The 19,863-nt window shown below is 47.1% G+C and carries 19 protein-coding genes, 1 tRNA gene and 1 pseudogene; 6 read left to right on the top strand and 15 right to left on the bottom strand.

The features are described from left to right. The first annotated feature begins 10 nt into the window (after positions 1-10). Positions 11-664 carry a DUF2284 domain-containing protein gene (locus tag MNV_RS16125; protein ID WP_096206968.1) on the top strand — a complete coding sequence of 218 codons (654 nt, stop codon included), beginning with the start codon at positions 11-13 and terminating at the stop codon, positions 662-664. A 37-nt stretch (positions 665-701) separates the two neighbouring features. Here the strand turns inward: MNV_RS16125 and MNV_RS16120 are convergent, their stop codons facing one another. Both MNV_RS16120 and dnaJ read right to left on the bottom strand, forming a co-directional pair. Next, on the bottom strand, positions 702-1,787 hold the full coding sequence (locus MNV_RS16120; protein ID WP_096206967.1) for a PGF-pre-PGF domain-containing protein: 1,086 nt from the start codon (positions 1,785-1,787) through the stop codon (positions 702-704). 336 nt (positions 1,788-2,123) lie between these two features. After that, positions 2,124-3,284 carry a molecular chaperone DnaJ gene (gene dnaJ, locus MNV_RS16115; RefSeq protein ID WP_096206966.1) on the bottom strand — a complete coding sequence of 387 codons (1,161 nt, stop codon included), beginning with the start codon at positions 3,282-3,284 and terminating at the stop codon, positions 2,124-2,126. Positions 3,285-3,393: 109 nt separating this feature from the next. Between dnaJ and MNV_RS19885 the strand changes: the two genes are divergently transcribed. Both MNV_RS19885 and MNV_RS19880 read left to right on the top strand, forming a co-directional pair. After that, complete coding sequence (locus tag MNV_RS19885; protein WP_257000092.1) at positions 3,394-4,389, top strand: bifunctional N(6)-L-threonylcarbamoyladenine synthase/serine/threonine protein kinase; 996 nt, start codon at positions 3,394-3,396, stop codon at positions 4,387-4,389. Then, on the top strand, positions 4,380-4,955 hold the full coding sequence (locus tag MNV_RS19880; RefSeq protein WP_179294034.1) for a Kae1-associated kinase Bud32: 576 nt from the start codon (positions 4,380-4,382) through the stop codon (positions 4,953-4,955). Before MNV_RS19885 ends, MNV_RS19880 begins: the two co-directional genes overlap by 10 nt. 57 nt (positions 4,956-5,012) lie before the next feature. Here MNV_RS19880 and MNV_RS16105 read toward each other — a convergent pair whose 3' ends face one another. The 10 genes and pseudogenes from MNV_RS16105 to MNV_RS16060 form a co-directional block, all read right to left on the bottom strand. Then, on the bottom strand, positions 5,013-5,615 hold the full coding sequence (locus tag MNV_RS16105; protein WP_096206965.1) for a hypothetical protein: 603 nt from the start codon (positions 5,613-5,615) through the stop codon (positions 5,013-5,015). Positions 5,616-6,044: 429 nt separating this feature from the next. Then, positions 6,045-6,129: transfer RNA gene (locus MNV_RS16100), tRNA-Ser, on the bottom strand. Positions 6,130-6,158: 29 nt separating this feature from the next. Further along, positions 6,159-7,163 (bottom strand): RNA-guided pseudouridylation complex pseudouridine synthase subunit Cbf5, encoded by a 1,005-nt coding sequence (locus MNV_RS16095; protein WP_096206964.1) that lies wholly within the window; start codon positions 7,161-7,163, stop codon positions 6,159-6,161. Then, positions 7,151-7,672, bottom strand: a complete 522-nt coding sequence (cmk, locus tag MNV_RS16090; RefSeq protein WP_096206963.1) for a (d)CMP kinase — start codon at positions 7,670-7,672, stop codon at positions 7,151-7,153. Before cmk ends, MNV_RS16095 begins: the two co-directional genes overlap by 13 nt. Then, positions 7,673-8,205, bottom strand: a pseudogene (locus tag MNV_RS16085) (DUF106 domain-containing protein). Positions 8,206-8,260: 55 nt separating this feature from the next. Further along, positions 8,261-8,911: an adenylate kinase gene (locus MNV_RS16080; protein WP_096206962.1), complete on the bottom strand. Its 651-nt coding sequence runs from the start codon at positions 8,909-8,911 to the stop codon at positions 8,261-8,263. Between the two features lie 251 nt (positions 8,912-9,162). After that, positions 9,163-11,229, bottom strand: coding sequence for a ferrous iron transport protein B (feoB, locus tag MNV_RS16075; RefSeq protein WP_096206961.1), 2,067 nt, complete (start codon positions 11,227-11,229; stop codon positions 9,163-9,165). Further along, entirely contained in the window at positions 11,166-11,816 is a 651-nt protein-coding gene (locus tag MNV_RS16070) for a metal-dependent transcriptional regulator (protein ID WP_096206960.1), read from the bottom strand. Before MNV_RS16070 ends, feoB begins: the two co-directional genes overlap by 64 nt. Further along, positions 11,806-12,672, bottom strand: coding sequence for an FTR1 family iron permease (locus MNV_RS16065; RefSeq protein WP_096206959.1), 867 nt, complete (start codon positions 12,670-12,672; stop codon positions 11,806-11,808). Before MNV_RS16065 ends, MNV_RS16070 begins: the two co-directional genes overlap by 11 nt. A 189-nt stretch (positions 12,673-12,861) precedes the next feature. After that, the gene (locus MNV_RS16060) at positions 12,862-13,134 is read right to left on the bottom strand and encodes a hypothetical protein (protein ID WP_179294033.1); all 273 of its coding nucleotides are present in this window, start codon (positions 13,132-13,134) and stop codon (positions 12,862-12,864) included. A gap of 116 nt (positions 13,135-13,250) precedes the next feature. On the opposite strand from MNV_RS16060, the gene MNV_RS16055 reads away from it, so the two are divergent. Beyond that, positions 13,251-14,213 carry a tRNA dihydrouridine synthase gene (locus MNV_RS16055; RefSeq protein WP_096206957.1) on the top strand — a complete coding sequence of 321 codons (963 nt, stop codon included), beginning with the start codon at positions 13,251-13,253 and terminating at the stop codon, positions 14,211-14,213. Between the two features lie 56 nt (positions 14,214-14,269). Further along, the gene (locus tag MNV_RS16050; RefSeq protein WP_096206989.1) at positions 14,270-15,985 is read left to right on the top strand and encodes an aldehyde ferredoxin oxidoreductase family protein; all 1,716 of its coding nucleotides are present in this window, start codon (positions 14,270-14,272) and stop codon (positions 15,983-15,985) included. A 24-nt stretch (positions 15,986-16,009) separates the two neighbouring features. On the opposite strand, the gene MNV_RS16045 is transcribed toward MNV_RS16050, so the two are convergent. After that, positions 16,010-16,621 (bottom strand): hypothetical protein, encoded by a 612-nt coding sequence (locus MNV_RS16045; protein ID WP_096206956.1) that lies wholly within the window; start codon positions 16,619-16,621, stop codon positions 16,010-16,012. A 279-nt stretch (positions 16,622-16,900) separates the two neighbouring features. Here MNV_RS16045 and MNV_RS16040 point away from each other — a divergent pair, with 279 nt between their 5' ends. Beyond that, on the top strand, positions 16,901-18,136 hold the full coding sequence (locus MNV_RS16040; RefSeq protein ID WP_096206955.1) for an outer membrane protein assembly factor BamB family protein: 1,236 nt from the start codon (positions 16,901-16,903) through the stop codon (positions 18,134-18,136). 85 nt (positions 18,137-18,221) lie between these two features. Here MNV_RS16040 and MNV_RS19115 read toward each other — a convergent pair whose 3' ends face one another. Continuing rightward, a complete protein-coding gene (locus MNV_RS19115) occupies positions 18,222-18,410 on the bottom strand; it encodes a hypothetical protein (protein WP_143311857.1) in 189 nt (62 codons plus the stop codon). Positions 18,411-18,544: 134 nt separating this feature from the next. After that, a complete protein-coding gene (thiD, locus tag MNV_RS16030) occupies positions 18,545-19,861 on the bottom strand; it encodes a bifunctional hydroxymethylpyrimidine kinase/phosphomethylpyrimidine kinase (RefSeq protein ID WP_257000091.1) in 1,317 nt (438 codons plus the stop codon). Between the last annotated feature and the right edge of the window lie 2 nt (positions 19,862-19,863).

Genomic DNA, 19,863 nt, shown 5'->3' with positions numbered 1-19,863 from the left:
ATGCTCAATTATGATATCCGAAGCCAATCTCAAACTCCTGCAAGAAAAAGCTAAGAAACTTGGAGCTAACGAAGCAATATTGATCCCTGCAAAGAGCATTGTGGTTGAGAACAGAACTATTCTGAAATGTATTTTCGGGTGCAATGGATGGGGCAGTCGTGTCTGTCCCCCGTTCATACCCACAGTTGATGAGTTCAGGAAAATGCTGGCGGAATACCAGTGGGCTCTGCTTGTTGACTGGAAGTCTGAAAATATACTCTCCAGGGAGATAAGTGAGAACTTCGTTAAATATGGCGTGTCTCCCCCCAAAAATAATGAACTGAAGGAACAATATCAACAGTCTTTAAAAACGGTAATAAGAGAAAGAAAACAAAGAATACAGCCGGGAAGTCTTGAACTTGAGAAGCTTGCATGGGTTCTTGGTTATAATACCGCCCTTGCCACCGTCCCCGGAATGTGTACATGGTGCGCAAATAGTGACTATTCAGAGGTCAACTGTGCCCGTTTTAAAGATGAGTGCCATCACCCTACTATTCGCAGACCATGTATTATGGGACTTGGTATAAGGCTTGATAAAACACTTGAAAGACTGGATATCCCACTGCCAGATTTCCCTGTAGAGAATAGTACTCCAAAACAGTATACACTTATATTCTTAGACTGATACTGTTTCTTAAAAAATTTAATAGTCATGTATTTTTTCATGTCTTCAGGAAATATACTATCGCAGACAAGACCCCCAGTAGGACCAGTATAAGAAACAGGCTTACCGGCTTCTGGGATGACACCGGCTCAGCAATAATTGTCGCTGCAGGAGAGACCGCAGGTTGTGTTACTATCTCTGGTGAAGTTCGCAATAGTTCTGCGTGTGTTCCCGCTATAGCGAAACTTCCGAACCCACCGGTATATGCCTTATAAGTGCCCGGACCTATCTTCTCGGTTTTCAGGTCTATCCAGGAGTTATTTAACATCAAAAGCCTGACAGGCTGGTCATTTTTCTCATCAGGCACACTGAATACTACATATGGGGCCTCTACTTTTGAAGAGTTACCATATTCCGGTGCGCTGACCCAGACATTAAAGTATATGGCGCCAGGAACATCTGATGTAGCCCGTGTCGGTCTTCCTTTAAGAAGCTCCGCCCTTGCCATTACACATCCTTCTTTTGTCCTGGCAGTAAATCCGGCTCCTTTTACAACATCCAGTTTTGTAAACCTGAACTCAATTGCGCCTGTTGATACCTGTATCTCTTTGCTTTCATATTGTTTAATATTGGTTAGATTCTCTCTGGTTATTGCACCTCCTTCGCATCCGCTACTCTCACCCCCGCCGTCAGGAGCATTTGCCGACGTAGATGAAGTTGCACCAGAGGTGGTAGTGGAGTCAGGGAAAGGATTTGAATCCACAGGTGAAGTTGATGTTGCTGTTGGGGTTGAAGCAGGATTGGGTGAGGATGTTGCAGTAGAAGTTGGAGTATCAGTGGAGGTTGGAGTATCAGCGGAGGTTGGAGAATCAGTGGAAGTTGAATCAGAATATGATTTGTCCACGGCGTCTGCATTGGCACTTGCGTCAGAGCTTGCTGTTGCATCGCCGCCTGCCGCATCTTGATTGTTATTGTTCTGCAGGTTATCCATGTCTTGCTGGGTCTGGGCCGCCGAGCTGGTTGCCTCGTTTGTCCCTGGCATATCAACATTGAGTTCCCTGGTAATATCGAGGTTTGCCATTGCCGGTATTGCCATTCCGATTACTGCTGATATTAACAGTAATGCTATCAATTCTTTTTGCATATTTTTCCTCCCGTTTCACCGTTTCTCTCCGCCTGATATTCCAGTATTTTCTGGACATCCAACTCCTGGTGGATTATTCGGAGATTTCTAAATCGTAGTACAAACAGTTAATAATATTACTACTTTAAAAAACATTGAGAAATACGAGGATGTTGCGTGGCTATATAGTGCCGCTACATAGAAAGACTACATATAGAGACAACACATGTACAGGGTACACAACAAAATATATTTCCTGCACATGGGGTTTGAACCTGTGAATGAGCCAGTGTTAGCGACGCCTCGGATTCGTCAGACCGAGGTCACTGATGCTGATCAATACTCAGACCTTTTCGATCAAATCCTCTCTTTCACCTTCTCAAAAATCCCCTTGCTCCTCTTCTCCCCGCTTATCTCAGCGAACTCCCTCAAAAGCTGCTTCTGCCTATCATTCAGCTTCGTCGGGACATCCACCTTTATCCTCACAAGCTGGTCGCCCTTCCCCGGCATGTGAAGACCCGGAATGCCTTTGCCTTTAAGACGGAACACCTGCCCGTTCTGGGTTCCGGGCGGGATTTTCATCTCTATCTTGCCGTCCAGGGTAGGTACGATTATCTCATCCCCAAGCGCCGCCTGCGTAAAGCTGACGGTGGCTTCCATTATTAAATTATTATCTTCGCGGGTGAAAACGGGATGAGGTTTGACGTATATTTCAACGTAAAGGTCTCCAGGCGGTGCACCCCTTTCCCCTGCTTCGCCTTCCCCCGGCACCCTGAGCCTTGAACCTGTATCAACTCCGGGCGGGATTTTCACTTCTATCTTGCGCCTCTTCTGGACCATACCTGAGCCATGGCATGTCGGGCATGGGCTGTCTATTATTTCCCCGCGTCCCTTGCATGTACCGCATGTAGTCGTGGTCATGAACCTGCCAAAAGGCGTGTTCTGTGTCCTGCTCACCTGACCGCTGCCGTGGCATGTCGGGCATGTTTTGGGCGACGTTCCGGGCTTTGCTCCGCTTCCTCCGCATGTGTCGCATTTTTCGGTCCTGGGGACTTCCAGGTTAACGGTTTTCCCGAACGCGGCATCCTGCAGGTCTATAGCCAGCTCATAGAGGAGGTCTGACCCGCGCCTCGGTCCCTCCCGCCGCCCTTCGCCGCCGAAGAATATATCGAAAATGCTCCCCCCTCTTCCCCTGCCAAAGCCGCCACCAAAGCCGCCAATCCCGAAATCCCTGAGAATATCCTCTATGTCCGGTGCTGCGCCCCTGAAGATATCTTCCTGGGAGTATCTCATATCAATGCCTGCATGACCGAACTGGTCATACTGCTGCCTCTTATTCTGGTCGGATAGTACCGCGTAAGCCTCAGATATTTCCTTGAATTTCTCCTCCGCATCAGGAGCTTTGTTCCTGTCCGGATGGTATTGCATCGCCATTTTGCGGTATGCTTTTTTAATATCATCCTGCGATGCCTTTTTGTCTATACCAAGAATCTCGTAATAGTCGCGTTTAGTAGCCATAAACAGGGGGTTATTACTACTCTGACATACTTTAATTTTGGCTATGAACTTTGATTAATTGTAAATAATGCTATGAAATTATCCGATAGTTATTTCTGAAGATATCATAATGAAGTCGGTACAAAACCACATGTCCAAAATCTCAATTCTCGGTATTGAAGGAACAGCCTGGAACCTGAGCGCCGCTATTGTTGATGAAGATGACGTGATAGCTGAAACGACAGCGACATACAAGCCCGCGGCAGGAGGAATACATCCGCGCGAAGCTGCACAGCATCATGCGAACTACATAAAAGAAGTAATCAGGGAAACCTTAAGAAAAGGCGGGAGGAATATCGATGCGGTTGCCTTTTCCCAGGGACCGGGACTCGGGCCGTGCCTTCGCACCGTAGCGACAGCAGCGAGGGCTCTTGCATTATCTCTCGATATCCCTCTTATCGGGGTCAACCACTGCATAGCCCATATTGAAGTTGGGCGATGGAAGACCCCGGCGAAGGACCCTGTCACCCTGTACGTGAGTGGCGCAAATTCGCAGGTTTTAGCTTACAGGACAGGATACTACAGGGTTTTCGGTGAGACGCTTGATATCGGGATAGGTAACGCTCTTGACAAATTCGCAAGGTCGGCAGGATTACCGCATCCCGGAGGCCCGAAGGTGGAGGAACTGGCAAAGCAGGCTTCACGATATATTCCCCTTCCCTATACCGTAAAAGGCATGGACTTTTCTTTTTCAGGTCTTACGACCGCAGCACAGGAGAGCGTAAAAAAACATATGCTTCCTGATGTGTGCCACTCATTCCAGGAAACCGCTTTTGCAATGCTGGTGGAAGTTACCGAGAGGGCTGTCGCGCATACGGGAAAGAACGAAGTTCTTCTTGCAGGCGGCGTAGGTGCGAATGCTCGCCTCCGTGAGATGCTGAAGCTCATGTGCGAAGACAGAGGTATTGAATTCTATGTGCCTGAGAAGCGTTTTATGGGTGACAACGGCGCGATGATAGCGTATCTTGGGCTTTTGATGTATAAAGCAGGCTACAGGACGCCAGTTCCGGATTCCAAAGTAAATCCGAACTACAGGCCCGACGATGTGGAGGTAAAATGGCTGTGATCGCAAGCGGCGCTGAGGCAGTGATATCCCTGGAAGGGGATACGATAATCAAAACAAGGATACAGAAGAGGTACAGGCTGAAAGAGATAGATGAGAATTTGCGGCGGGAGAGGACGAGGACTGAGGCAAGATTGATATCAGAGGCGCGGCGGTGCGGCGTTCCAACGCCGATAATCAGGGATGTTGTTGATTATGAGATAAGGATGGAATATATTAACGGGACTGCATTGAAAAACATTATAACCCCTGCGCTCAGCGAACGGACAGGAGAACTTGTAGGAAGGCTTCATACATGCGGGATCGTACACGGCGACCTTACCACTTCAAATATTTTATTCAAAGATGGAAAGCTGTTCCTGATAGATTTCGGTCTGGCATATCTCGATAAGTCCGTAGAAGCAAGAGGGGTGGATATACACGTCCTTTTCCAGACATACGAGAGCACACATGAGAACCATGAGGAACTTATCGAAGCTTTTAAGAGAGAATATAGAAGGACATTCAGAGATGCGGAAGAAGTGATCGAAAGGGTAAAAGAGATAGAAGCCAGAGGACGGTATGCATAAAGAAAAAAGGCGGGGCAGATAATTGATGCTTGCCTGCCCGCGTGCAAGCGCATTAAATCAGTACCCGCCTCCGCCGCCCGTATAGAGGGGAGTGATTGTTATCTGGTATTCAGGTGAGTAAATATCTACGCCATCAACTACGGCATGAGCCCTGAAATAAACCGGACCCCCGCCTGAAGGAGCCTTCAAATCAGCACTGAATGTCTGAGGCGTATTACCCGTCTGGGCCGCGCTGCTCCTGGGATAATCCGTGATGTTCATACCGCCGCTGTTAAAGCCCCAGATCATCGAGGTATTGCTGATGGTGCCCGGAGTGCCGCCTGATACTTCCCATCTGATCGTAAAGTTTGCCTCCCCCTGCACGCTTGCGGGGTAAGATGTTACATTTATCGCTGCCGTAGTTGCTGCGGCAGTTGCATTGGTTGTGGGTGTAGTCGTTGAAACTGGCGTTGCTGGTGACACGGGCGTTCCGGTGGTTGTTACAGCAGGTATTCCTGTAGATGTTACTGTAGATGTTGCCACAGGTGTTTCTGTGGCTACTACTGTAGTTGTTTCTGTGGACGTTACCGCAGGTGTGGGTGTTGATGTCGTTGTAGGACCTATACATCCCGAAACTAACAGTAATAAAGAAACAGCTACAATTAATAATATTTTTATCATACTAACCTCCCGTATTAAGTTCTTGAAGAGGTAGTATTTAATACTTCCTTTTTTGGGTACTGAAAGTAGAGGGTTGCGCAAAAGTAAAGAAACATAGTGGATTAGCAAAGTAACAATACAAGTTTACCCTTAATGTATGGGAGTGTAACCTTTTTTCAGAGTTCCCGCTAAAAACTTTTCAGAATATAAACATTCCAATATTCTGTTTAGCTTGGACTATCTTGGATGAAAGTATTTTATAACCAATTTTGAACTTGAGGGGCTTTACTTAATAAAATAATATACTAAGCCGATGAAGCTGCATCTCTAAAAATTCACTTTGAATCAATCTTCAACGTTGAAGCTGTACAATTTTTTCATACCAGGTTCTAATACCACTCAAAGCAACTTTAGGTATGTTTTTTACACTGTCACTGTCAAAAACAGTAGCGCCGAGGGGGAGACTTGAACTCCCGAGGGGCAAAGCCCCACAAGCTTTCCAGGCTTGCGCCTTAGGCCGCTAGACTACCTCGGCATGCGCGCTCATAATAAACCCGATGACTCTTATTCTTTTGCTTTCCACCCTTTCGGATACGTGCCGGGCTCAAGAAGCACCCTGTCCGTAGTAGCCACGATTCCCGTAGCTGCTTTTAATATCTCCACAGATTTCATCTTAGCCAGTCCGAATGATACCGCCTCGCCTTTTTGCGTAAATACAGCAACAGGGTCTCCTCTTTCGATACCGCTTTCGACGGTGAGGACACCCGGGGCAGCAAGCCCGGCGCCGTGACTGATCGCATCCACCGCGCTGTCGCGTATCACGAGCTTCGGAAGGTGAGAGAGCCCCGCCTCCATAGGGAGTATTGCTTTTCTTATTGGCTCTTCATTATTATTTTCCTTCCACTCGATGTACGCATCCTTCAGGTCGTGGAGCGTTATCATGGTATCATCCTCGCGGAAAGGACCGCTTTTGGTGCGCCTCAGCTCCTGCATATGCGCCCCTGTGCCGAGGGCAAGCCCCATATCATGGCATAATTTCCTGATATACGTACCTGCCTCGCATCCGACTTTAAAAAGGACACTTTTATCTTCGATCTCAAGAAGCTCCATATAATATATTGTCCTTGTCCTTGTTTCGCGTTTTACTGCCGACTTGAGAGAAGGCTTCTGGTATATCTCGCCTGTGAATTCGGCGAGAACGCTTTTGATCATTCTCTCAGGCACTTCCGTATGCAGCTTCATAAGGCACACATACTCTTTACCTGCAGTAAGAAGCGCATCCACAGCCTTTGTCGCTTCACCCAGCATAATAGGAAGGAGACCTGTGACGTTAGGATCAAGCGTACCGCTGTGCCCGGCTTTCTCAAGCTCCAGGATCTTTTTGACCCATGATGTAACTTCATGGCTTGTGGGGCCTGCAGGCTTATCGAGGTTTATCACCCCTTTCTGCATGTACTCCTGTATCGTGCGCTCCGCCGGTCTTTTACCGAACTTCTCATCTGTAGTATCTTCAGACTTTACCAGCGTCTCTCTTTTTATCTCGGATGGTAGCAAGTTCATATCAGGCATTCAACCGCTTTCATCACTATTTCGCTTATTTCTTCAGCGTCCCACTTGCTGGAATCGATCACCATGTCGTATACGGACAGGTCTTTTATGTCAATATTATAATAACCAAGGTATCGCTCTCTTTCGCACTCTTCCCTTTCCGAGGTCTCGGCTATCGCAATAGTGACAGGTTTGTTCTCCCTCTTCGCTATGCGCTCTGCCCTTACTTCAACAGGAGCTTTCAGCCATATCTTTAAATCCGCATCCACAAGGAAACCCGAAAGCCTTCCTTCAAGAATGATGTTATCCTTTTCCTTTGCTATCCTTTTCTGCATTTCATCGAGTTCCCTGTCTATATCACTGTTTTGTTTTGCGAGTAAACCGTATTCAGCAAGACACATGCAGCGGTCTTCTGCGCATTTCCTGAAAATATCTCCCATGGAAATATGCTCCATGCCGAGCTTCACGGATAATATACGGGATAATGTGCTCTTGCCGCTGCCGGGGGGGCCGCTTATCGTTATTATCAATTACATACCGCCTATATTCAGAGCCTTCCTTGTCACCTGGCTTACCGGGATCGAACATATGAAGTACCAGAACAGCCAGTGCTGGAAAGGTCCGATTATATATGTATCCAATTTTTGTTCTCCCCAGAAAGGAAAAACCATCACAGCGTCCGGATGCTGGCTTATAACAAGGTACACCCAGTAGAACAGCGGGATCGAGATGACGCTTATATACAGCATCGGTTTGAACTGCTGCTTGAACATTTCCATCTGGTCCGTCATCATTTCCGCCTGTTGCGCCTGCAGTTTTTTCATCTTCTGGCGTTGTTGGTCAACTGCGCCTGCCTGAACTCCTGCTGTATCATCTTCATTCTCTCCTGAACGCGCCTCATCAGATCCCAGTCCATAGTATATTTCTGGATGAGCGAGGCATAAAGCCCTGTTATAGCTGCAAGAATGAATATTATTATATGGATCGGAAGAAGCGACAGGAGAGGATCTAATAGAACCCCCACGACTCTGCCTATGACATCTCTTAAATCGGGGAATAGCATGATACTGAGCAGGAGGAATACCCCGAAGTACAATACTATTTTGCTTAAAGCTTTTTTAATCATAATTCTCCAGTATTTTTTTAATATCTTCAAATATCTCCGGGATGTCCTTTCCTCCGTCTACCATCCTAAGAAGGCCTTTTCTGGTATAATACTCTATAAGGGGCTGTGTTTGTTTCTTATACACCATCAACCTGTTCCTTATCGCCTCAGGCTTATCATCCTCGCGCTGGTATAATTTCCCTTTGCATTTGTCGCATATCTCATCCTCCTTAGGAGGATTGAATATCATGTGATAGCTCATGCCGCATGATGCACAAACCCTGCGTCCGGACAGGCGTTTGATCAATTCCTCGTCATCAACGTCGATATTCAGCACTATATCCAGTTTTTTATTTGATTCTGTAAGGATCATCTGGAGTGCATCTGCCTGCGGTACTGTCCTGGGGTACCCATCCAGCAGGAACCCTTTTGAACAATCGGGTTTTGAAAGCCTGTCTCTTATGATAGTTATTAAAAGCTCATCCGGGACAAGTTCTCCTTTTGCCATATAGGATTTGGCCTTTACACCGAGAGATGTATTGTTACTTATATTCTCGCGCAGTATATCGCCTGTAGATATATGGGGCAGTGAATAATGCTCCGCGATTTTCTTAGCCTGCGTGCCTTTTCCGGCCCCCGGGGGGCCGAGTAAAATGATATTCATCTTAAATCCATCCCGTAATGGTGAAGTGTATATTAAAGCTTATTCAAAATTTCCGGTTATTTAGGATGTGGCAAAAGCCGGAAAAGAATAGTATCGTTGACGGGATATAGGAGGAAACTATATGACGGCTTTTGCCTATCCATGGCTACGTCAACTGACGATATATACTTTACGGCTTTTTAACAGTGCTGGGAAACTCATATCCGCATCTTTTGTATCAAACCTTGCTCCGCAGAGAGGACATTGTGTCATCATAGTAACCCGAAGTATCCTATAACCCTGTAAGCAATCCCGCCGACGATTATCGCAAGAGTGATGGTGAATGCCATGATGCCGCCCGCGCGCTTCCATCCAAGCTCCCTGCCAAGCACTGCTATGGTAGCCACACACGGGATGTATATAGTGTTCACAAGTGCGTAGACGAACAACTGCGCAGGTGTCATGAACAGCAGCAGGTTCTCTGCACCGCCCCCATAAGCCACTATCGCAAGCGTCACAAGTAACTGGAGCGCCAGCTCTTTCCGGAGCACCGCGAATATAAGCGTAAGCCCAGCGACTGCGGGAAGCCCAAGCCAACCTTCAACCACTGGTGAAAGAGGCGAGGAGAGCTTCCACAGGTAGCCTGTTTCGTACAGGGCGCCCAGAACGAGAGAACCTATAAGCACAATCGGGAAAGCCACGAACACGAAATCCTTGAACCTGTACCAGGTCTTCTTTATGATATTCGACATGAGGGGTGCCCTGAACGGGAACATCTCCATAACAAGCCCTGTAGAGGTGCCCGGCATGACGTGGTTCAGCCCGATGCCAACCAGGAATACAAGAGCCAGCACGATTATGTAAATTGCGACAGCAGGTTTCCAGCCGACGAACAAAGAGACTGCGCCCAGGATAACAGCAGTGCGTGCGCTGCATGGTATGAGCGTTATCAGCGTACTGGCTATTGTCCGCTCGCGCATTGTCGTAAGGACCCGCGTACCGATAATCGCGGGCACATTGCATCCTGCGCCCGCCACGAGCGGGATGATAGCGCGCCCGTGAAGCCCGAACTTGTGCATCAGCCTGTCTGTCAGGAACGCCACAGAGTTCAGGTATCCTGAATCCTCAAGAAAAGCCAGCATGAAGTAGAAGGTCAGCACGTACGGGATACCGACAGCAAGCGCTGCCAGTATTCCGGCATCAAAACCCCACACCAGCGTTTTGCCGATATGTCCTGTGCCGAAAAAATAGAATATCGCCCCGTCGATCAGCGGCGATATGTAGGATGCCCAGAGGTCGCTGAATGCTGTTGAGAGGATGTTCCCGCCATAGAACAGGAAAGCGAAAATAACACCAAGGACGCCGATAAGCAAAGGAATGCCTGTCAGTGGCGAAGTTGTATAGTCCCAGAGCTTATCGGATGTTACCGGTGCCGCATCGCTCTGCACCTGCGAGGCAATGCTGCCGGCAAGTCCGTGCCTTTCACGGGCGATGCGCATCGGCGTTTTCTCACCGTGTTTTTTCTCTATATCCCTGCTTATCTTTTTTACTTCTGCAAGAATGGAGCTGCCATTTGTTTTTTTATTTACAAGTTCTATGAACTCGGTATCTTCTTCAAGCAGAAGTATTGCCAGTGCCCTGGGGTTAATTCCGAAATCATACGGCGAAAGCATCTCTTCGACTTTCTTTATATCCGTTTCAATATCAATTCCATATTTCAGGTTGTATCTGATTTCAGATTTATTTCCTGCAACATCTATAGCCTTTTGTATCAGTTCATCAAGACCCTGACCTGTTGTGGCGATGGTCGGCACCACAGGGACGCCGAGAAGCCTTGATAGTTCCGGTGCATCGATTATAATATTCCTTTTCTCTGCCTCGTCTATCAGGTTAAGAGCAACAACAAGAGGGATGCGCAGGTCTATGAACTGTAGCGTCATGTACAGGTTCCTTGCAAGGTTGGTGGCGTCAAGGATCATTATTGCAGCATCAGGGTTGCTATCAAGCACAGCCCTTCGTGCAACCCACTGGTCTTCTGATACTGCACCGAGCGCATAACTCCCAGGCAGGTCGATTATGCCTATCCGCAGGTCTTTAAAAGTAGTTGTCGCCATATTCAGTTCAACCGTTTTGCCGGGATAATTGGCTGTTACAACACCCATACCGGTCAGCCGGTTGAATATACTGGACTTCCCCACGTTAGGATTGCCTGCAAGTACGAAGGTGAAATCAGTATTTCCCTTTATATCCTTGAGAGCCCCGTGGCATGAAAACGTCATTTTATCTTTATCTTCGAGGCGACCTCCCTTCCAAGAGCATATCGCGAGCCGGAAACACATACGATGAGCGGCCCTCCGAAGGGCGCCACTTCTTCCACTCTCACGCAAACCCCTGGGATCAATCCGAGGGATGCGAGATACTTAAGCATACCGGGGTCTTCTTCGAACACATTCACGATGATCCCCTTGCCTGAGGCTTTTAATTCTGAAAGCGGCCTTACCCTTTCTTTGACCAGTACGCCATCTTTATCCGGGATGGGATGCCCGTGAGGACAGGTCATGGGGTTCCCGAGGCTTTCTGCGATGCGATCTTCCATCTCCGGGCTTATCGCGTGCTCAAGCCTGCACGCCTCTTCATGCACCTCGTCCCATTTGAAGCCCAGGATATCGGTAAGCAGGCGCTCGGAAAGGCGGTGCCTTCTTATGACCTTTTTAGCCAGGGATTTGCCTTCTTCTGTCAGGCATACCCCTTTTTCCGTATGCGAAAGCAGACCTTTACCCTCAAGTTTTTTTACCATTTCGGAAACAGACGGGGCAGAGAGTTTCAAGTGCTCCGCGAGGCTGGATGTACTTACAGGTCGATGCTCCTGCTGGAGTTTATAAATTGATTCAAGATACTCTTCAGTTCTTGGGGTATCAGCTTCCATAAGATTTCACCTCCCCGACTTTTGATGCCGCTGTTACTCTGTAAGTCCTGTATACGAATAATCCTATAACCAGCCAGTAACCGATATAGGCGATGACCTCGGTCAGCGAGGGGTTGGCATTGTAGCCTGCAAGGGATTTCAAGCTGCTGCCGATAATGCCATTCTCATGAAGCGCAGGATATGTGCCATCGGTATTAACCGGCGGGTTCAGGTCCCATACATGCTCAACTACCGGAGGTATGATGCCAGCTTCGTTGAGTTCATGTACGCCTGTTGCTATTAAACCGGCTGAGAACAGTACCAATAATATACTTGTGTATTTGAAGAACCTGCCCACATCGAGGCGGTGTATCCCTTTGAACATAGCGAACGATAGTAACACCACGGTAGCGACCCCAAGTATAAAACCGAGCAGCGTGTCCAGCGGAGAGGTTATCGCCAGCGTACCAAGGAAAAGTACGGTTTCCACCCCTTCCCTGAACACGGATATAAACGAAAGTGCTGCAATCCCCAGCATCTGACCTTCTGATATGGAAACATCGATCTTTTCCTGGAGATCCCCTTTTATCTTCTTTGAGTTCGATGCCATCCAGAAAATCATGTACGTGAGGACGGCAGAGGCGGTAAGAGCAGCGATACCTTCGAACAGTTCTTCTGCCGTGCCCTCAAGCTCGCCATATATCAACTTAAACGCGAGAGCCACACCCGTACTTGCGAACAATGCACCGATGATTCCAATATAGAGGTAGCGGTACAGGTCTTTGCGCCCTATCTTAGCCAGATAGGCTGCGATTATTCCAATTATCAGGGCTGCTTCAAGAGCTTCCCTGAATGTTATTAAAAAGCTTGCTAACATGTTTTCCCCTTCTTTGATTAGGTATGCCTAACCATAAGATTTTGTGTACCTATATAGTTTTCGGGTAACCCAATAAAATAATTAGGCTCATATAAATCTGTATCAAATCATGATTTTTTAAAAGAACTTAGATTGTGGGTGGAATCGGCGGTAGTTACTTTACCCGCCTTTTACCTACCTTTCTCATTATCAGGCTGTTGCCAACTTCTTTTCAAGTACTGATAGCTTCTCATCCAGAGAATCGAATCTTGTCATTGTTTCATTTCGCAGGCTTGTGATTTTGTCATCTAAGCTCTGGATTTTAATGTCAACTCCTTTGAACTGAGTGTTCACACTCTCAAATTTAGTATTCATGTTAGATTCAAGGGAGTCTATCCTTGCGTTCATACTGTCCATTTTTCCACTAAGCTCACTCAGTCTGGGTAATAGCATTCTCTCTATAATTCCTGCAATTTTTTCCATTGTATCCATATATCAATTCTCAATGTTATTTTAATTTTTGCTTCTCTCTTTCTTTCAGGAGCTAGATTCATGGTACGGTAAAGATTTAAAACCAGAAGTTTACTTACGGAAAATGTATGAATATTGGAAAATTAATGCTAAATGGAACTCTTATTCTTGCCCCCATGTCCCTTGTGACAAACCTGCCATTCAGGCTGCTGTGCAAGAAATACGGGGTGGCGCTTGTTTATTCTGAGATGACCTTCTCTGAAGCTATCCTGCGGCAAAACGAAACGAGCATAGCAAGAGGTTTCACATGCGACGAAGAGAGGCCCCTGGGAATCCAGTTGTTGGGCGCAAAAGCGGATTCGATAGTACGTTCGGCTCGTATCGTAACTAAAATATTCAGACCTGAGCTCATAGATATAAACCTTGGCTGCCCGGCCCAGAGCGTGATCAAAAACGAGTGCGGTGCAGCGCTTTTAAAGAAGCCGGGAACAGTCGTGGAAATAGTAGAGGCGCTTTCCGGTTCTCTTGAAGTCCCTGTCACCGCAAAAATGAGAATCCTGAATAGCCTGGAGGAAACGCTGGAACTCGCGCGGTTGATTGAAAAAGCAGGCGCTGATGCGCTTATCGTTCACGGACGAACCCAGAAGCAGCAGTATTCCGGAAAGTCCAGCTATGAATTTATTAAGAATATCAAGAGAGAGCTATCCATTCCAGTGATTGCCAACGGAGATATCAAGGATGAAAAAACCGCGAAGTACGTGCTTGAATATACACAGTGCGACGGGCTTATGATAGGCAGGGCTGCGATGGGCAATCCGCATATTTTCAGGAGGCTTGGACATTATCTGGATACAGGGGAATTATTGCCTCCCCAGACGCCGGGTGAACGGCTGGATGATTTTTTTGAATATGCGGGGCTGTGCCGTAAATATGGACTGCTGGGGTTCAGGGATATAGTCGTAAAAGCCCAGTGGTTCACAAAAGGCATGAAAAATGTAAAACCCGTGCGAGTGAAGATAAACAGGATGACTGACGTTGATTCGGTATTAAGGGTCATGGAGGAACTGAGGGCTGATGCCTCCGGCTGTTGACAAAGAAGCGATTCTACCATAACTTTAATATACTAACCTCCTATTGTAAAACCCATATGCACGGCTGGACAGGAAAAATCGTAACAATAGATTTATCAGACAATAGAATCGCTAAAAACGAAAGCGACACCAGTTCCCTTCATGCCTTTATCGGTGGAAGGGGGCTGGGTGTAAAGCTTTATTATGATGCCATAAACCCGAATATCGACCCACTGAGCCCGGAAAACATAATCATCTTTGCAACCGGTCCTCTTACAGGGACGGCAGCCCCGATGTCGGGCAGGCACGCGATTGTATCAAAATCCCCGCTTACAAGCACGATATTCGATTCAAGCAGCGGCGGGTTTTTCGGGAAAGAATTAAAGTTCGCGGGGATTGATGCGCTCATAATAAAGGGCTTGGCAGAGCAACCTGTTTATATCTCTATACAGAATGATGACATTGAGATTCACCCTGCAAACGGATTGTGGGGAGAGAACGTCAGGTCATGTACGGATAAACTCTCATCAAAAGGACGCGTGGCTTGCATCGGGCGCGCAGGAGAACGGCTTGTCCCGATCGCCAGCGTCATGAACGATTATTTCCATGCCTGCGGGCGCGGGGGTATGGGTGCAGTCATGGGTTCAAAGAAGCTTAAGGCAATAGTGGTAAAAGGAGATAAAAAGCCTGCGATCGCTGATGAAGAGAGTTTTAAAAAAGCGTGCCGTGAGGCGCTGCATCTTATAAAAGAGGGACCTGCAGCTTCAAAAGGATTGAGTACGTATGGAACGTCTTCGGCTTTGAACCTGATGAACTATACGAAAATCCTGCCTGTAAAGAATTTCCGCCAGAGGGGGTTTGACCGCGCAGATAGAGTTTCAGGCGAATTTATCAAAGAAAATTACGATATTAAGTCTCACGCCTGTTATAACTGCATTATCGCATGCAAACATATCATAAAGAGCGGGATGTTCGAGAATCACGAGGTTCCTGAATACGAGACACTGTGGGCTTACGGTCCCGACAGCAACAATGCTGACATGGATACGATCATCAGGGTAAACCGCCTCTGTAACGATTACGGCATTGATACCATCTCCTCAGGCTCTACGCTCGCGGCTTATGCTGAAATAATGGGTGAGGATATCGATGAGTTACTTGCGCTTGTTAAAAAGATAGGTGAGAGTGAGGGCATTGGAAAGGAACTGGGCAGGGGCTCGAAGGCTCTTGCAAAATCACACGGGAAAGATGTTGCGATGCAGTCCAAAGGGCTTGAGTTTCCCGGATATGACCCGCGCGGTGTTCTGGGGATGGCTCTGGCTTTCGCCACATCGAACCGCGGAGGATGCCATCTGCGCGCCTATATGATTGCGCCGGAAATCTTCGGAAAACCCATGAAGGTCGATCCCCATACATTTTCAGGAAAAGCAGAGCTTGTGCAGATTTTCCAGAATGAAAAGGCTGCTCTTGATTCATCGGTGCTGTGTACGTTCGCATCGTTTACGATGTCGGATAAAGAGTTCGTGAACATGCTGAGCTCTGCAACAGGTATGGATTATTCGGTAGAGGAATTTTTGAAATGCGGGGAAAGGATATGGAACCTTGAGAGATTGTTCAATATCGGGGCAGGATTTACGCGAAAGGATGATACGCTTCCGGAGAGGTTCTTCGGGGGAGGCGGGATTAACAGGGCAGAGTTTGAAAAGGCGCTGGACGAATACTATCATTTCAGGGGCTGGAGTGATGAAGGTGTGCCGGCTGAGGAGAAGCTGAGGGAGCTTGGTTTATTGTAGCGGTTCCTTCTATTATATCATGTGTTATTTGATCGGAAAATCAGTGTCATAGACATTTACACCTGTTTCCTTCATCCACTGCTCAACAATGCCGATATCACCGGTGTTGAGCCTGAAATCATTAAAGAATCCCGGGGCGACGCTTCCCGGGTCGTCGTACATGTAACCGTAATTGAATTCGTTTATAATAGATGGCGTCATCGGGTCAATAATGTAATAATCGACACCTTTAATTCTGATTTTCGGAAGTGTGCTGTTTCCTCCCTGTTTGACCGGGATTGCGATAGAGGTATTGAGTTTATTTGGATTTCCGAAAACTATCTTCGGTTCGAATCCAATGGTCTTTTTCAAGTGATACCATAACAAAGTGGTTGTCCTGGGTCGGTTTAACTGAACTGCAAGTCTGTTCCATCCCTTCGAGTTGAGTATATCCAGTTCATTGGAGACTTTCTCTATCGTTGTTACCGGGATATTTCCAGTCGGTGCCGAGGTTACCAGTTTTTGGTCATCCGGCGCTGCGGTAGCCGGCTTATCCTGGATGCACCCGCTCATTGATACGGTTGCAGTTAAAACAAGTATCGCAACAACTACTTCTATTGCGGATTTTTTCATTTTTCCGGATACCCTTGCTTCCATACTTCGACCTCTGTGGAAATGCCGCTTGCCTTATGGCGGCTCAGTTAAATATAGACATAACTTGCTAAGTATAAATATCTTTTTAATTATAAGTTACCGGATCAATTTTGAGGAAAATAAGGCATAACAAAGCTTTGAATGTAAAACTGTGAAAAGTTTTATTACTGATAGTAATTATTAGTCCCTTCTAACAATCCTTGACGGCTCTAAATAAACGGACACAACATATACAGTTAACTTTATAAATCAAAATGCTATGTAAAGTTCAGGAGGACATAAATGAGAGCGGTTATCTATCTACTGTTAATGGTCATGCTGGTTACACCGGCGCTTGCTTCGGACTGGAACATGTTTAAGAAAGATGCATCACATTCGGGATTTACCATAGATACGGTCAATCCTCCGCTCACCCTGAAATGGTCTTCAAATATCGGATATAGTACTGATTCATCTCCGGTTGTTGTGAACGGCATTTTATATATTGGTTCAAGCTATGGGATACATGCGATTGATGCCGTATCCGGAAAAGAGATATGGAAATACCAGACCAACGGTTTTGTCAGAGCAGTTCCTGCGGTCGTAGATGGAGTATTGTACGTTGGACCGAATGATAAACGGTTCTACGCCATCAATGCAAAAAACGGCAGCGTAAGATGGACATACACACAATCTTTAGACGGGTATCTGTCTTCTCCGGCTGTAGTTGATAACCTGGCTTATGTGGGTTCCAAAGATGCTAACTTTTATGCGATCAATATCCTGACCGGAGAAACTTCGTGGTCGAAAGCCACAGCCAGCAGCATTGATTCTTCTCCTGCTGTTTCAGGAGGAACCGTTTATGTTGGTAATAGGAATGGTGTTCTCATCGCTTTTGATGCAGTGAACGGGAAAGAGAAATGGCGTTACGATACCGGAACGGAGATCAAATCCTCGCCAGCGATTGAAAATGGAATTGTCTTTATCGGTTCGAACAATGGGGTGATCTATGCCCTGACATCGGATAAAGGCATTCTGAAATGGAAGTATTCTACAGGAAATAATATCGAGCCGTCACCTTCTGTAAAGGACGGCACAGTATACGTCGGTTCAAAGGACTCTAATTTTTATGCTATCGACTCCGCAACAGGGAAACTGAAATGGAAGTTCCCTACCTCAGGCTTTGTTACCTCGTCGGCTGCCATTTCAAATGGTGTCGTTTATTTCGGGTCAGCGAACAATGTGATATATGGCATTGATGCAAATACAGGACAACTCCTCTGGAGCAACTCAACCGGAGGAAAGGACGGCGATTATGTAACATCCCCAGCCATCTCCGGAAATATGCTGTATGCTGCAACCCATAATGGGATCGTGTACGCATATGCTTCTTCCAAAGAACATACGCCGGCAAGAACAGCCGGGACCACAGCCACGACGGCTCCGGTTCCCGCCGGAACACCGGAATCACCGGGATTCGAATACGCGGCGATCGTCCTGCTGATTGTGTTCCTGGTCAGAAAGAGAGCCGCTCCCTAATTTAGTGAACGCTATATACATGCATCGTACAGGTTCTGTTAAGATGTTGCTGGATGCTTTTGGCTGTTAACCAGGGGATGCAAAACTACTTAAGTTCAAAAACAAATACTCTTTTAATGTCACCCAATATAGAGTTAGTCAGGAACCTGTATCCGGAGTTTTTCCCGGAGCCGCCTGCGATGATATGGGTGAAGTTAATCATAGTGTTGGCATTCTTTTTGATAGTGCCATATCTATATGTAAAATTCGTTGAGTGGCGACTTAAAAGTTCCATAGGGAGAATATGGCGGAGAGTATCTTTTGAGTTTAGCAGGAAATTCCATTGGATGTGGCTGTAGATGTTGGGAGTTTTAGGAAGTACTGTATAAGCGCTCAGTACTCAAGATCCTCATCATAAAATCAGCGAGTTCATCTCATCATTGCGCTCAATATTGCAAACGCCTGTTTCACGACCTCGACGGCATCCGTCCCAAGAAGCCGTATCATAGCCTCTTTTCCGATGTCGCCTGTGTCAAAGATAACATCAGGGACCCTTCCGGATCTCTGTATCGCATCACCCACGCCCCATTCCATCGTAGAAACCCCCTGCGGCTCTTCGTCCCGTATAAATGATGCCACTTTAAGCCCTATTTCCTTGCAGGCTACAAGCGCCTCCTCGGAATATCGTATATTCATCGCAGCTCTCACGGAACTATCGGTCTGCATCGCCGTGAGCACTACTCTTGCGACATGGCTGCTTGCGCCGAACTCGACGCAACCCACCGCATGAGGCGTACCTTTTAATTTTACGATCCTTCCTGAAACGGCGGCAACATCAGAAATAAGAGCGGCATTAGGTATTCCCATGGCAACATTGCATCCCACCTCGGGGATGAGTTCAGAGAAGTCCATGTTACTTTCGATCAGCTCTACGGCTTCCTCCACGGTCTTTAAGACTCCGTACCTCCGTGCTTCTGCAAGCGTATGCCCGAGCTGGTTCACAGGTGCGGCTCCTCTGCCTATCTTTACGCTCGTAAGTATCGCATTCTCAACGAATTTCTTGGCTCTCTTTGCTGCTTCAACAAGAGGAGTTCCTTTAGCAAGCTCCGCTGTTATTGCCGCAGAATGAGTGCATCCGGTCCCATGCGTGCCGCCAGCTATCAATTCCCCCAGGATATACGTGAACTCCCCATTAGAATAAAACACATCTGTTCCGTCAAGATGCCCGCCTGTTACAATAACTGCTTTTGCCCCGAGATCACTGATCTTCGCAGCAGCTATCTTTGCGTCGTTCATATCGCGAACTTTAACGCCCGACAACCGTTCCGCCTCGAAAATATTTGGTGTCAGTATCGTTGCAAGAGGCAGGAGTTCATCTATCATAACGTCAACAGCCTCATCCTGCAGGAGTTTTCCTCCTGACCCCGCCGCCATCACCGGATCAACGACAAGAGGAATGTTTTGTTTTCGTATCAGCCTTGCAACCGTTCTGACAATTTCGGGCGATGAGAGCATCCCGGTCTTGGCGCAATCTACCCTGATATCGCTCATCACGACATCGAACTGTCTCTCAACAAACTCGGCAGGAATATCAAAAATATCCTTGACTTCTCTCGTATTCTGGGCTGTACATGCGGTTATTACACAAGTCCCGTGGACCCCCAGCGCAGCAAAAGTCTTTATATCAGCTGTTATGCCTGCGCCTCCGCCTGAGTCCACTCCTGCGATCGTCAGTGCTGTAGGCATCA

Source organism: Candidatus Methanoperedens nitratireducens (assembly GCF_900196725.1).
Taxonomy (GTDB): domain Archaea; phylum Halobacteriota; class Methanosarcinia; order Methanosarcinales; family Methanoperedenaceae; genus Methanoperedens; species Methanoperedens nitroreducens_A.
The sequence above is the reverse complement of the archived record's forward strand: the minus strand, read 5'-3'. Positions and strand labels throughout refer to the sequence as shown.

Bases quoted from the DNA above. Each gene is read 5' to 3' on its own strand.
- dnaJ (WP_096206966.1), bottom strand. From the start codon at position 3,284: ATGGCTACTAAACGCGACTATTACGAGATTCTTGGTATAGACAAAAAG.
- MNV_RS16105 (WP_096206965.1), bottom strand. From the start codon at position 5,615: ATGATAAAAATATTATTAATTGTAGCTGTTTCTTTATTACTGTTAGTT.
- MNV_RS16095 (WP_096206964.1), bottom strand. From the start codon at position 7,163: ATGCCTGATATGAACTTGCTACCATCCGAGATAAAAAGAGAGACGCTG.
- MNV_RS16070 (WP_096206960.1), bottom strand. From the start codon at position 11,816: ATGGAAGCTGATACCCCAAGAACTGAAGAGTATCTTGAATCAATTTAT.
- thiD (WP_257000091.1), bottom strand. From the start codon at position 19,861: ATGCCTACAGCACTGACGATCGCAGGAGTGGACTCAGGCGGAGGCGCA.
- MNV_RS16050 (WP_096206989.1), top strand. From the start codon at position 14,270: ATGCACGGCTGGACAGGAAAAATCGTAACAATAGATTTATCAGACAAT.
- MNV_RS16060 (WP_179294033.1), bottom strand. From the start codon at position 13,134: ATGGAAAAAATTGCAGGAATTATAGAGAGAATGCTATTACCCAGACTG.
- MNV_RS16040 (WP_096206955.1), top strand. From the start codon at position 16,901: ATGAGAGCGGTTATCTATCTACTGTTAATGGTCATGCTGGTTACACCG.
- MNV_RS16065 (WP_096206959.1), bottom strand. From the start codon at position 12,672: ATGTTAGCAAGCTTTTTAATAACATTCAGGGAAGCTCTTGAAGCAGCC.
- feoB (WP_096206961.1), bottom strand. From the start codon at position 11,229: ATGTGTTTCCGGCTCGCGATATGCTCTTGGAAGGGAGGTCGCCTCGAA.
- MNV_RS16120 (WP_096206967.1), bottom strand. From the start codon at position 1,787: ATGCAAAAAGAATTGATAGCATTACTGTTAATATCAGCAGTAATCGGA.
- MNV_RS16045 (WP_096206956.1), bottom strand. From the start codon at position 16,621: ATGGAAGCAAGGGTATCCGGAAAAATGAAAAAATCCGCAATAGAAGTA.
- MNV_RS16125 (WP_096206968.1), top strand. From the start codon at position 11: ATGATATCCGAAGCCAATCTCAAACTCCTGCAAGAAAAAGCTAAGAAA.
- MNV_RS19880 (WP_179294034.1), top strand. From the start codon at position 4,380: ATGGCTGTGATCGCAAGCGGCGCTGAGGCAGTGATATCCCTGGAAGGG.
- MNV_RS16080 (WP_096206962.1), bottom strand. From the start codon at position 8,911: ATGAATATCATTTTACTCGGCCCCCCGGGGGCCGGAAAAGGCACGCAG.
- MNV_RS16055 (WP_096206957.1), top strand. From the start codon at position 13,251: ATGAATATTGGAAAATTAATGCTAAATGGAACTCTTATTCTTGCCCCC.
- MNV_RS19115 (WP_143311857.1), bottom strand. From the start codon at position 18,410: ATGGAACTTTTAAGTCGCCACTCAACGAATTTTACATATAGATATGGC.
- MNV_RS19885 (WP_257000092.1), top strand. From the start codon at position 3,394: ATGAAGTCGGTACAAAACCACATGTCCAAAATCTCAATTCTCGGTATT.